This window comes from Amycolatopsis jiangsuensis, assembly GCF_014204865.1.
GTDB classification, from domain to species: Bacteria; Actinomycetota; Actinomycetes; order Mycobacteriales; family Pseudonocardiaceae; genus Amycolatopsis; species Amycolatopsis jiangsuensis.
This window is the reverse complement of sequence record NZ_JACHMG010000001.1, coordinates 2,734,146-2,746,644: the sequence shown is the minus strand read 5'-3', so window position 1 is coordinate 2,746,644 and position 12,499 is coordinate 2,734,146. Positions and strand designations below refer to the sequence as shown.

Below are 12,499 nucleotides of genomic sequence, written 5' to 3'. Positions count from 1 at the left end.
CCATGCCCGCCGACCCGACCGACCCTGCCGCCCCTGGCGACCCTGCCGACCGCGCTGACCCTGCCGGACCGACAGGCGCGTCAGGAGCAATAGAGCCGCCAGAGCCAACAGAGCCAACAAAGCCGCCAGAGCCGATACCGTCCGCCGAAGAATCTTCGGCCTCCGCAGCGTCCGACCCGCACCGCTTCGAGGCTGGCCCCCGAGGCGATTCGGCGACGCCCTCCACGTCTTCCCGGCAGAGTGGGGGGCCTCGCGACCCCTACGACTATCCGCGGGGGTGGGAAGCCGATGTACTGCTGTCCGACGGGGGGACCGTGCACCTGCGGCCGGTCGTGCCGGGGGACGCGGACGGGTTGGTCGCCCTGCACGGGCGGTTGTCCGAGCGGAGCCGGTACTTCCGGTACTTCGGGGCTTATCCGCGGATCCCGCCGCGGGATCTCGAGCGGTTCTCCACTGTGGACCACCACGACCGGGTCGCGTTCGTGGCGTTGCTGGGTGACGACGTCGTCGCGGTGGGGCGGTACGAGCGGCTCGAGCACGGGCGTTCGGCGGAGGTCGCGTTCCTGGTCGACGACCGGCATCAGGGGCGGGGGCTCGGATCGATCCTGCTCGAGCACCTGGCCGCGGCCGCCGCGGAATCCGGGTTGCGGCGGTTCGTCGCCGAGGTGCTGAGCGAGAACGCCGCCATGGTGCGGGTGTTCCGGGATGCCGGCTACCAGGTCAGCCGCGCCTTCGAAGAAGGAGTGCTGCACCTCGAATTCGACATCGAATCCACCGAGGAGTCGCTGGCGGTCGCGCGGGCGCGGGAGCAGGCGGCCGAGGCGCGGAGCGTGCACAACCTGCTGCACCCGGCCTCGGTGGCGGTCATCGGGGCTTCGGCCGACCCGGCGAAGGTCGGGCACGTCGCGTTCGCGAACCTGCTCGCCGCCGACTTCGCCGGGACCGTCTACCCCGTCAACCCCGAGCACCGGTCGGTGCGCGGGGTGCGGGCTTACCCCTCCGTGCTGGACATCCCGGACCGGGTCGACCTCGCGCTGGTGGCGGTACCCGCGGAGGCGGTCGAGTCGGTACTCGACGCGTGCCTGGACAAGGGCGTCAAGACGTTGCTGATCGTGTCCGGCGGGTTCGCCGAGTCCGGGCCGCTCGGGCTGCACGCGGAGCTCCGGCTGGTCGGCGAAGCCCGCGCGCACGGGATGCGCGTGGTCGGGCCGAACGCGCTCGGGGTGCTCAACACGGCCGCGGACGTGCGGCTCAACGCCACCCTCGCACCCCGGCTGCCCCGCCGCGGGCGGACCGGGTTCTTCTGCCAGTCCGGTGCGCTCGGCACCGCGATCCTCGCCGACGCCGAAGCCCGCGGGCTCGGCGTGTCCACGTTCGTCTCCGCGGGAAACCGCGCCGACGTGTCCGGCAACGACCTGCTCCAGTACTGGGAGACGGATCCGGAGACGGATCTGGTGCTGCTGTATCTGGAATCGTTCGGCAACCCGCGCAAGTTCGCCCGCCTCGCCCGTCGCCTCGCGCGGTCGAAGCCGGTGGTCGCGGTGAAATCCGGTCGGCACGCGGTGCGTCCGCAGCTCGCGGCGACCTCGGCGGAGGTCGACGAGGCCAGCGTGCAGGCGTTGTTCGAGCACGCCGGCGTCGTGCGGGTCGAGTCGCTGGCGCAGCTGTTCGACACGGCGCTGGTGATCGCGCACCAGCCGCTGCCCGCCGGGTCGCGGATCGGCATCGTCGGCAACTCCAGTGCGATCGGGCTGCTGGCCGCGGACACCGCACGGGCCGAGGGGCTGCGGCTGGCCTTCGACCCGGTCGACGTCGGACCGCAGGCCGGGCCGGACGAGTTCGCCGCGGCGGTGCGCGAAGCCCTGGACTCGCCGGAGACCGACGCGTTGATCGCGGTGTTCGCGCCGCCGGTGGCGATCCCGGGCACGGCGTACGCGCGGGCGTTGAAACAGGCCGTGCTGGAACCGGAGCAGCTGAAGCCGGTCGTCTCCACTTTCCTTGCCGCGGAGGGGATTCCGGACGAGTTGGCGGTGCTGTCCGAGGACGGGGTGCCGGTGCGGGGGTCGATCCCGTCCTATCCCAGTCCGGAACGCGCCGTCACCGCGCTGGCCCGCGTCGTGCGGTATGCCGCGTGGCGGCAACGTCCGCACGGCACGCTGGTGCGTCCGGGCGGCCTGCACGCGGAGCAGGCCCAGGAACTCGTGCGCGAGCTGCTCCCCGCGGACGGCAGCGCCACCCTGCTTTCCGACGACGACGTGGTGCGGCTGCTCGGCTGCTACGGCGTGGACGTGGTCGGGTTCCGCGTGGTGTCCAGTGTGGACGACGCGGTCGCGGCGGCCGCGGAGCTCGGGTATCCGGTCACGCTCAAGGCGCTCGACGAACGGCTGCGCGGCCGGCCGGACCTCGCGGGTGTGCGGCTCGACCTCACCTCCGAGGACTCGGTCCGCGTCGCCTACCGCGCGCTGCGCGAGGTGTCCGGTGACGACGACGTGTACGTGCAGCGGATGGCCCCGAAGGGCGTGTCCTGCGTGATCGGGCTGCAGGACGATCCGTCGTTCGGCACGCTCGTGTCGTTCGGGTTGTCCGGCCTGGTCAGCACGCTGCTCGGCGACCGGGCCTACCGGGCGGTGCCGCTGACCGACATGGACGCGGCGACGCTGGTCCGCGAGCCCCGCACGTCACCGCTGCTGACCGGCTACCGCGGCGACGAGCCGGCGGATCTGGCCGCGCTGCAGGACATGGTGCTGCGGGTGGCCGCGCTCGCCGAGGACAACCCGGAGGTGCGGTCGCTGGCGCTGGACCCGATCCTCGCGTCCCCGGACGGTGTGTTCGTGGCGAACGCCCGGATGGTGCTGGGCCCGCCGCCCACGCGTCCGGACACCGGCCCGCGCCGTCTGCGACCGATCACCCCTCCCGAAGAATGAACCGCTGCGTACCTCGTGAGGAGACGGCGTCGCCACTCACGAGGTGACCAGGCGGCCGAGTGTCAGCAGTTGTTCGGTCGCGCCGCCGCTGGTGAATTCCAGACGCTTCGCCGCGGCGAAGTAGCGGTGTACGGGATGCTCCACGTCGATGCCGACACCGCCGTGCAGATGTACGGCGGTGTGCGCGACGCGGTGCCCGGATTCAGCTGCCCAGTACTTCGCAGTGGCCACTTCGGCGTCCGCGGGCAAGCCTTCGGACAGCCGCCACGCAGCCTGCCACAGCGTGAGGCGTACGGCTTCGACGTCGATGTACGCGTCGGCGAGACGATGCCGTACTGCCTGAAAGCTACCCAGCACCTTGTCGAACTGCTTGCGTTCGCGGGTGTACTCGGCCGTCAGCTCGAGCGCGCGCTCCACGACGCCAAGCTGTTGCGCGCAAAGGCCCAGCGTGCCGCGGAGACGCAGTTCGTGCGCGACGTCGCCCAGCGGCGTACCCGACGCGTCCGACAGCTCGACCAACGCGGCGTCCGCGTGGTCGATGGTCGCTTGCGGTGTGATCGAGACGCCAGGCGCCTCCTTCTCGACGATGTACACGCCGTCGGAAGCCTCTACGAGCACAGCGTCGGCGAAGGCCGCGAAGGGCACCGCAGTTTGCGTACCGGTGAGCTTCCCGCCTGAAGCGGTGAAGGCGCCACCGAGCGCCACCGCCAGCACTGCCTGACCTCGCGACACCGGCAGTAGCCAGCGTTCGACCAGCTGTGGATCGTTCGCCAGCACTGATCCGGCTTGCATCACCGAAGGCAGGTACGGCACGGGAGCGACCGCGCGGCCGACCTCGATGAGTACCGAGCACTGCTCGAGGACTCCGAAGCCACCACCGCCTGCCGACGACGGAAGCGCGGCGTCCAGTACCCCGGCCCGCGCCAGTGTCGTCCACAGTGGAGCGTCGAAGCCGCCGGATCCGTGCGGCCCCAGCGATTCCGGGGTCACCTGCTCGGTGAGGATCCGTCGAGTGAGCGCGGCGAGGTCTTGCTGCGCCTCGGTGAGGGAGAAGTCCACAGCGTCTCCTAACGCGTCACGGGCTGGCCGAGGGCGGTGGCGGCGACGAGGTCGCGCTGGACCTCGTTCGTCCCGCCGCCGAAAGTGAGAATGAGTGCGGAGCGGTGCAGCCGTTCGAGCCGCCCGGCGAGTACGGCGCCGGGCGATCCTTCGCGGACGACAGCGGCCGCGCCGACCACTTCCATGAGCAACCGGTACGCCTCGATCGCCAGCTCGGTACCGAACACCTTCGTCGCCGACGCCTCCGCCGGACCGAGCTCGCTGGCCGCCGCGGCCCACGCGATACGCCAGTTGCGCAGCTTCAGGTACTCGGCGTGCGCATGCACGCGGGCGAGATGCAGCTGTACCCACTCGTGGTCGGTCAACGGGCGTCCGTCGGCCGCAGTGGCGCCGCGGGCCCACGCGAGCACCTCAGCCAGCGCCGTGCGCAACGGCGCGGCCGAAGTCAGGGCGACGCGCTCGTGGTTGAGCTGGTTGGTGATCAACGGCCAGCCTGCGTTCTCGTCGGCGATTCTCGACGTGACCGGCACGCGTACGTCGTCGTAGTAGGTGGCGCTGGTGCCCGGGCCGGCCACGGTGCGCACCTTCGTCCACGAGAAGCCCGCTGCCGAGGCCGGCACGATCAGAATCGACAATCCCTTGTGCTTGGGTGCTTCCGGATCGGTGCGCGCGGCGAGCCACACGTAGTCGGCGTACTCGATCAGGCTGGTCCACATCTTCTGCCCGTTCACCACGTACTCGTCCCCGTCGCGTGTGGCACGCGTGCGCAGCGAGGCGAGATCCGTGCCGGCACCCGGCTCGGAGTAGCCGATGGAGAAGTGCAGCTCGCCGGCGGCGATCTTCGGCAGGTAGAACGCCTTCTGTTCTTCGGTGCCGAACCGCATGATTGTCGGCCCGATGGTGTTGACCGTCAGGAACGGCACGGGCACGCCGGCCGCGGCCGCCTCGTCGGTGAACACCAGCTGCTCGAGCATGCCGCGCGCCTGGCCGCCGTACTCCTCCGGCCAGCCGAGCGCCAGCCACCCGTCCTTGCCGAGCTGGCGGACGATCTCCTTGTACGCCAGTCCGTCCCCGTACTCACCGCCCGCTGCCGCGAGACTGTCCCTGCGGACCGGGGTCATCAGCTCGGCGAAGTACTCACGCAGCTGCCCGGCCAGCGCCCGCTGCTCTTCGGTGTAATCGATACGCACCCGTCACCTCCACCCCGCCGGGCTCGTTGTGGTGTGGTACCGGGCGCCGACGGTAGGCTAGAACTTGTTCTAGTTGTACCAGGAGTGGCGGACGGGAGGAAGTATGGAGGTCGGTGTCGACCGCACGCTGTGCGAGGCGAACGCGGTCTGTGTGGGATTCGCGCCGGAGGTGTTCGACCTCGACGACGACGAGGAACTGGTCGTGACGCCGGGCGCGGTGCCCGCCGAGCAAGTAGAACGTGTTTCGCAAGCCGTCTCGGGCTGTCCGAAGAATGCCCTGTTCATCACGGGTTGACCCTGTCAAAATGGGACTTGCCTGTAACGAGAACAGATTCTAGTCTGTGGTCGGTCAAGGCAGGCTTCGACGAGGAGGCTCGCGGTGGGGACAGCCGTAGTGGACACCGTCGGCGGCGTGCCGCGCCGCCGTGGCATCCGGGTGGTGGCAGCCCGATGAGCCTGGCAGGCAAGGTCGCCGTGGTCACCGGTGCCGGAGCGGGGCTGGGCCGTGCGGAGGCCCTCGCGCTCGCCCGGGAGGGTGCGGCGGTGGTGGTCAACGACATCGCCGAAGCCCGCGACGTGGTCGACGAGATCGAAGCCGGCGGCGGCAAGGCCCTCGCGGTCGCCGGCGACGTTTCGCTGGCCGAGACCGCGGACGCGGTGCTCGCCGCCGCCGTGGACCACTTCGGCACTCTCGACGTGGTGGTCAACAACGCCGGCGTGCTGCGGGACCGGATGCTGTTCTCGATGTCCGACGACGACTGGGACAAGGTGATCGCGGTGCACCTGCGGGGGCACTTCCTGCTGTCCCGCAATGCCGCCAGGTACTGGCGCGATCGGTCCAAAGCGGAAGGAAAACCCGTCTATGGGCGGCTGGTGAACACCGCGTCCGAGGCGTTCCTGGTCGGCTCACCCGGCCAGCCCAACTACTCCGCGGCGAAAGCGGGCATCGCGGCGCTCACCACGTCCGCCGCGCGCGGTCTGGCGAAGTACGGCGTGCGCGCCAACACGATCTGCCCACGGGCGCGCACCGCGATGACCGCCGACGTGTTCGGCGAAGCTCCGGAGGGCAGGATCGATCCGCTTTCGGTCGAGCACGTCGCGCCGTTCGTCGCCTACCTCGCCTCGCCGGCCGCCGACGCGATCAACGGCCAGGTCTTCGTCGTGCACGGCGGCATGGTCGCGCTGCTGAACCCGCCGTCGGTGGAGCAGCGGTTCGACACCGCGAGCGGGGTCTGGACCACCGGTGAACTCGCCGAAACCGTGGGCGCGCACTTCGCCGGCCGCGATCCGGAGCGGATGTTCGCCGCGACCGATCTGCTTGCCCTGCCCTGATTTCCGCACACCCCGTGCGCTCACCGCGAGGAGATGATGCAGATGGGCCGGCTGGCCGGCAAGGTCGCGCTGATCACCGGGTCCGCGCGAGGGCAGGGCGCCGCCGCTGCCCGGGCTTTCGTCGCCGAAGGCGCCCGCGTGGTGGTGGCCGACGTGCTCGACACCGAAGGCAAGGCGCTGGCCGGCGAACTCGGCGAGACGGCGGCGTTCTGTCACCTCGACGTCGGTGACGAGGACAGCTGGGCGGCCGCGGTGGAACGCACCGTGACCGAGTTCGGCCCGCCGTCGGTGCTGGTCAACAACGCCGGGATCCTGCACTTCTCCGAGCTGGCGAGCACGACGCTTGCCGATTACGAGCGCGTGGTGCGGGTGAACCAGATCGGGGCGTTTCTCGGCATGCGGTCGGTCGTTGAACCCATGGCAGGGGCCGGTGGCGGCTCCATCGTCAACGTGTCCTCTGTGGAGGGTCTTGCCGGAATGCCGTTCCTCGTCGCCTACACCGCCAGCAAGTTCGCGATCCGCGGGATGACCAAGGTCGCGGCACTGGAACTGGGCGCCCGCGGGATCCGGGTCAATTCGGTGCACCCCGGCATGATCGACACGAAAATGGTCTCCGAGGCCGCCGGCACCGACGTGGACGTGTCCTGGGTCGGCAAGAAGGTCGCGCTGGGGCGGGTGGGGCGGGCCGAGGAAATCGCGCCGCTGCTGGTGTTCCTCGGCAGCGACGAGAGTTCGTACTGCACGGGTGGCGAGTTCGTCGCCGACGGGGGAGCGACGGCCACGCACGCGCTGAAGGTGTGACCGAGCCGACGGAAACGAGGAGTGAACACCGCTAACGGAAACCGGCGGCAGGGGATGGGCAAGACTCGGGGGTGACTACTGGGAGGTGTGGTGGGCGAGACCGGCTCGATCGCCCTCCCGGGCACCGCGGCGCTGACCCAGGTCGGCCGGCTCGCCACGCTGTCCTGGGAGGTGCTGCGGGCGATCTTCCGGCGCCCGTTCCAGTTCCGTGAATGGATCCAGCAGTGCTGGTTCTTCGCGAGTGTCACCATTCTGCCGACCGCGCTGGTGGCCATCCCGTTCGGTGCGGTGATCGCACTGCAGCTGGGTTCGCTGACCACGCAGATCGGCGCGCAGTCGTTCACGGGCGCGGCCAGTGCGCTCGCGATCGTGCAGCAGGCCAGCCCGCTGATCACCGCGCTGCTGGTGGCCGGGGCCGGCGGAAGCGCCGTCTGCGCCGACATCGGCGCGCGCAAGATCCGCGAGGAGATCGACGCGCTGGAGGTCCTCGGCGTCAACCCGGTGCAACGCCTCGTGGTGCCCAGGGTACTCGCCGCGATCGTCGTGTCGGTCCTGCTGAACGGGCTGGTCAGCGTGGTCGGCGTGCTCGGCGGCTACTTCTTCAACGTGGTGCTGCAGGGCGGCACGCCGGGTGCCTACCTGGCCAGCTTCAACGCCCTCGCGCAGGTACCGGACCTCTGGGTCAGCGAGATCAAGGCGTTCCTCTACGGCTTCGTGGCCGGGGTGGTCGCCGCGTTCCGCGGGCTGAACCCGGCCGGCGGGCCGAAGGGCGTGGGCGACGCGGTGAACCAGGCCGTGGTGATCACCTTCCTGCTGCTGTTCCTGATCAACGTCGTCCTGACCGCGGTCTACCTCAAGATCGTCCCGGCGAAGGCGCTCTGACCGTGACCACGCAGACAGCCGAACCGGTCGAGCGCGGCGCCGCCGAGGACGCCCGGGTGCTGGAGATCATCGCGCGCCCGGGGGCGAGCCTGGAGGGCCTGGGCAGGCAGCTGTCCTTCTACGGCCGCGCGCTCGCCTGGTCCCCGCGCACGCTGCGGCGTTACGGCCGGGAGACCACCCGCCTGCTCACCGAGGTCTGCTTCGGCACCGGGGGGCTCGCGGTGATCGGCGGTACCCTCGGCGTGATGATCGGGATGACCTTGTTCACCGGTCTCATCGTGGGCCTGCAAGGGTATTCGGCCCTCAACCAGCTCGGCACGGCAGCGCTCACCGGTTTCATCTCCGCCTACTTCAACACGCGCGAGGTCGCGCCGCTCTCGGCCGGGCTCGCGCTGTCGGCGACGGTCGGCTGCGGGTTCACCGCACAGCTCGGCGCGATGCGGATCTCGGAGGAGATCGACGCGCTGGAGGTGATGGCGGTCCCGAGCATGCCGTACCTGGTGACCACGCGGGTGCTCGCCGGGGTGACCGCGGTGATCCCGCTGTACGCGGTCGGGCTGCTCTCCTCGTACCTCGCTTCGCGGCAGATCACCATCTGGCTCTACGGCCAGTCGGCCGGCACCTACGACCACTACTTCACGCTGTTCCTTCCACCGGAGGACGTGCTCTGGTCGTTCGCCAAGGTGATCGTGTTCAGCGTGCTGGTGATCCTCTCGCACTGCTACTACGGCTACACCGCGTCCGGTGGGCCGGCGGGCGTCGGCGTCGCGGTGGGCCGGGCGGTGCGCACGTCGATCGTGCTGATCTCGGTGCTCGACTTCTTCCTCAGCCTCGCCATCTGGGGCGCCAACACGACGGTGCGGATCTCCGGATGAGCACCCGGCGGGAAGTCCTCATCCGGCTGCGGCACCAGGTGCTGGGGCTGGCGTTCCTCGTCGTGGCCGCGGTCTTCTTCGCGACCACGATCGCGGTGTACCAGAAGGTGTTCACCCCGGTCACGCTCGTCAGGCTGGAGACCGACCACGTCGGCAGCCAGCTGCGCACCGGCGGCGACGTGAAGGTGCGCGGAATGCTCGTCGGCGAGATCCGGTCGGTCACCTCGACCGGCGACCACGCCGAGCTGGAGCTGGCCCTGCAGCCGGACAAGGTGGACGTGATCCCGGCGAACGTGTCCGCCCGGCTGCTGCCCAAGACGCTGTTCGGCGAGCGGTACGTGGCGTTGCAGCTGCCGGCCAGCCCGCAGTCGCACATCGAGGCCGGCGCGGTGATCCCGCAGGACCGCAGCAGCAGCGCGATCGAGCTGGAGCAGGTGCTCGACCACGTGATGCCGCTGCTGCAGGCGGTGCAGCCGGAGAAGCTGGCGAGCACGCTCACCGCGGTGTCCACCGCGCTAGAGGGACGCGGCGAGCAGCTCGGGCAAACGCTCACCCGGCTCTCGGACTACCTCGGCAAGCTGAACCCGTCGCTGCCCGACCTCAACGCTGACATCACCGGGCTGGCGAACGTGTCCGGGATCTACGACAAGGCCGCGCCGGACCTGCTGCAGGCGCTCTCGGATCTCACCACCACCAGCCGGACCGTGGTGGAGAAGCGGCAGGGACTGTCCGATGTGTACTCCTCGGTGGCCGCCGCTTCCGGTGACCTGACGAACTTCCTTGACGTCAACAAGGACAACCTCATCCGCCTCACCACCGCGATCCAGCCGACGCTCGACGTGCTCGCGAAGTACGCGCCGGAGTACCCGTGCATGCTCGAGCAGCTGGCGGGTTCGGTGCCGGAGGCGGAGCTCGCGTTCGGCAAGGGCACCGCGCATCCGGAGGTCAGCCGCGTGACCATCGAGTTCGCCGCGAGCCGGGGCAAGTACCTGCCCGGGGTCGACGAGCCGAAGTACGACGACAAACGGGGCCCGCGCTGCTATCCGCAGGTGCCCAAACCGGGGTACTGGCCGCAGTACCCGCCCGACGGCGCGGTGCGTGACGGGTCCGGCAAGCCCGCGCCGCCGCGGGTACCGGACGGTTCGCTGCCCGGGGAGATCACCTCCGGCGCGATCTCCGGCGGGTCCGGCGCGCCGGGCGGGGCGCCGTCGGTGGTCGGCTCGAGTGCCGAGGACAAGCTGATCGGGCTGCTCGCCTCGCCCACGCTCGGCACCACCCCGGAGCAGGTGCCGGGCTGGGCAGGGCTGCTCGTCGGCCCGCTCTACCGCGGGGCGGAGGTCGAGCTGAAATGAGGTCGTTCGTCCCGGCGCTGGTGAAGATCCTGATCTTCGCCGCGGTCACCGTGCTGCTCACCGGCGTGCTCGCGGCGACCATCGCGAACACGAACTTCGGGAACGCCTCGGGGTACGTCGCGAAGTTCACCGACGCCTCGGGCCTGCAGGCAGGCGACGACGTGCGGATCTCCGGCGTCAAGGTCGGGCAGGTCGACACGATCGACGTCGCCGAGGGCGAGCAGGCCCGCGCCGAGGTCCGCTTCGCGGTCGACTCGTCCTACCGGCTGCCCGCGCTGGCCACCGCGACGATCAAGTACCGCAACCTCGTCGGCCAGCGGTACCTGGCGCTGGGCACCGACGTGACCGGGCCCGGCACGCTGCCCGCGGGCGGCACCATCCCGGCGGAGCGGACCAAGCCGGCGCTGAACCTGACCGTGCTGTTCAACGGGTTCAAACCGCTGTTCAAGGCGCTGGACCCGAAGGAGGTCAACCAGCTCTCCGCCGAGATCGTGCAGGTCTTCCAGGGTGAGGGCGGCACGATCACCAGCCTGCTCGCGCACACCGCGTCGATCACCACCTCGATCGCGGACAAGGACCAGGTGATCGGGCAGGTGATCGGCAACCTCAACCAGGTGCTCGGCACGGTCAACGCGCGCGGACCGCAGCTGGGCGACCTGATCGACCAGACCCAGCGGCTGGTCAGCGGGCTCGCGCAGCAGCGGGAGCCGATCGGCGAGGCGGTCGGCGCGTTGGGCGAGCTGACCACCGCCACCGCCGGCCTGCTCGCCGACGCCCGGCCGGCCGTGGCCGACGACGTGAAGCAGCTCGGCACGGTGTCGAAAAACCTGGCCGATTCGCAGCAGCTGCTGGAGCACCTGCTGCAGGTGCTGCCGGGGAACCTGGAGAAGTTCACCCGGACGCTGAGCTACGGCAGCTGGTTCAACTACTACCTGTGCGGTATCGAGGGCACGGTCGGCATCTCCTCGCTCGACGTCACGCTGCCGATCGTGCCGATCCCCGGTACCGAGCGAGCGCCGAGGTGTGGCCCGTGAAGCGGCTGAAGGAACGCAACCAGGCAGCGGTCGGCGCGGTCACGCTGGTGCTCATCGTGCTGGTGACCGCGGTGACGTACTTCTCCGACAGCATCCCGATCTTCGGCAACGGCACCACCTACACCGCCTCGTTCGCCGAGGCGGCGGGGCTCGCGCCGGACAACGAGGTCGAGGTGGCCGGCGTCAAGGTCGGCGAGGTGACGTCGGTGTCGCTGGGGCACAAGCAGGTGCTGGTGAAGTTCCGCGTCAAGGGCGTACGTGTCGGCGAGCAGTCCACGGCGTCGATCGAGATCAAGACGCTGCTGGGGGAGAAGTACCTCGCGCTCACGCCGAAGGGCGGTGGCGCCCAGGATCCGGATGCGGCCATCCCGGTGCAGCGCACGCGTACGCCGTTCCAGCTGCAGGACGCGTTCGACCAGCTGTCCACCACGGTCGGCGACATCGACACGAAGCAGCTGGCGGACAGCTTCAACGCGCTCTCCGGTGCGCTCAAAGACAGCCCGAAGTACCTGAAGGACACGCTGTCCGGGCTGTCGTCCCTGTCGCGGACGGTGTCGTCGCGAGACGCCGACCTGCACACCCTGCTGTCCAACACGAGCCAGGTGTCCAAGACGCTGTCCGACCGCAACGCCCAGCTGCAGCAGGTGATCAGCGACGGCAACCTGTTGCTCTCGGAGCTGCAGAAGCGCCGCGAGCAGATCAGCACCCTGCTGAAGGGCACCCAGCAGATCTCGCAGCAGCTCTCCGGGCTCGTCGAGGACAACCGCACGCAGCTCGCGCCGACGCTCGCCGAGCTGGGGAAGGTGACCGATGTGCTGCAGCACAACCAGAGCAACCTCGACCGCAGCCTGCAGCTGATGGCGCCGTTCGCCAGGGTCGGCGCCAACGCGACCGGCAACGGGCGCTGGTTCGAGGGGTACCTGTGCGGGCTGCTGCCGCCGACGATCACCGCCGGTGGCTTGTCGATCAACCCGGAGGGCTGCACCCCGCCCATCGCCGCGCCGAACCAGGGGGTGGGCGGCCGATGACCCGCCACAGCCACCCCCGCCA

Annotated in this window: 11 protein-coding genes; 9 read left to right on the top strand and 2 right to left on the bottom strand. The window is 70.2% G+C overall.

All coding sequences use genetic code 11. The features are described 5' to 3' along the window. Positions 1-2: 2 nt before the first annotated feature. The gene (locus BJY18_RS12025) at positions 3-2,924 is read left to right on the top strand and encodes a bifunctional acetate--CoA ligase family protein/GNAT family N-acetyltransferase (RefSeq protein ID WP_246458847.1); all 2,922 of its coding nucleotides are present in this window, start codon (positions 3-5) and stop codon (positions 2,922-2,924) included. A 36-nt stretch (positions 2,925-2,960) separates the two neighbouring features. Here the strand turns inward: BJY18_RS12025 and BJY18_RS12020 are convergent, their stop codons facing one another. Both BJY18_RS12020 and BJY18_RS12015 read right to left on the bottom strand, forming a co-directional pair. Beyond that, positions 2,961-3,983: an acyl-CoA dehydrogenase family protein gene (locus tag BJY18_RS12020; protein WP_184780052.1), complete on the bottom strand. Its 1,023-nt coding sequence runs from the start codon at positions 3,981-3,983 to the stop codon at positions 2,961-2,963. 8 nt (positions 3,984-3,991) lie between these two features. Continuing rightward, entirely contained in the window at positions 3,992-5,173 is a 1,182-nt protein-coding gene (locus tag BJY18_RS12015) for an acyl-CoA dehydrogenase family protein (RefSeq protein WP_184780051.1), read from the bottom strand. A gap of 103 nt (positions 5,174-5,276) precedes the next feature. Between BJY18_RS12015 and BJY18_RS12010 the strand changes: the two genes are divergently transcribed. The 8 genes from BJY18_RS12010 to BJY18_RS11975 all read left to right on the top strand — a co-directional run bounded on the left by BJY18_RS12010 (position 5,277) and on the right by BJY18_RS11975 (position 12,477). Next, positions 5,277-5,468, top strand: coding sequence for a ferredoxin (locus BJY18_RS12010; RefSeq protein WP_184780050.1), 192 nt, complete (start codon positions 5,277-5,279; stop codon positions 5,466-5,468). A 155-nt stretch (positions 5,469-5,623) separates the two neighbouring features. Further along, positions 5,624-6,505: a 3-oxoacyl-ACP reductase gene (locus BJY18_RS12005; RefSeq protein WP_184780049.1), complete on the top strand. Its 882-nt coding sequence runs from the start codon at positions 5,624-5,626 to the stop codon at positions 6,503-6,505. A 42-nt stretch (positions 6,506-6,547) separates the two neighbouring features. Beyond that, on the top strand, positions 6,548-7,306 hold the full coding sequence (locus BJY18_RS12000) for a glucose 1-dehydrogenase (RefSeq protein WP_184780048.1): 759 nt from the start codon (positions 6,548-6,550) through the stop codon (positions 7,304-7,306). Between the two features lie 87 nt (positions 7,307-7,393). After that, positions 7,394-8,188 (top strand): MlaE family ABC transporter permease, encoded by a 795-nt coding sequence (locus BJY18_RS11995; protein ID WP_184780047.1) that lies wholly within the window; start codon positions 7,394-7,396, stop codon positions 8,186-8,188. A 2-nt stretch (positions 8,189-8,190) separates the two neighbouring features. Continuing rightward, a complete protein-coding gene (locus tag BJY18_RS11990) occupies positions 8,191-9,063 on the top strand; it encodes an MlaE family ABC transporter permease (protein ID WP_184780046.1) in 873 nt (290 codons plus the stop codon). Further along, on the top strand, positions 9,060-10,415 hold the full coding sequence (locus tag BJY18_RS11985) for an MCE family protein (protein WP_184780045.1): 1,356 nt from the start codon (positions 9,060-9,062) through the stop codon (positions 10,413-10,415). Before BJY18_RS11990 ends, BJY18_RS11985 begins: the two co-directional genes overlap by 4 nt. Continuing rightward, complete coding sequence (locus BJY18_RS11980; RefSeq protein WP_184780044.1) at positions 10,412-11,449, top strand: MCE family protein; 1,038 nt, start codon at positions 10,412-10,414, stop codon at positions 11,447-11,449. Before BJY18_RS11985 ends, BJY18_RS11980 begins: the two co-directional genes overlap by 4 nt. After that, a complete protein-coding gene (locus BJY18_RS11975) occupies positions 11,446-12,477 on the top strand; it encodes an MlaD family protein (RefSeq protein WP_184780043.1) in 1,032 nt (343 codons plus the stop codon). The genes BJY18_RS11980 and BJY18_RS11975 overlap by 4 nt, the downstream gene beginning before the upstream one ends. The last annotated feature ends 22 nt before the right edge of the window (positions 12,478-12,499 follow it).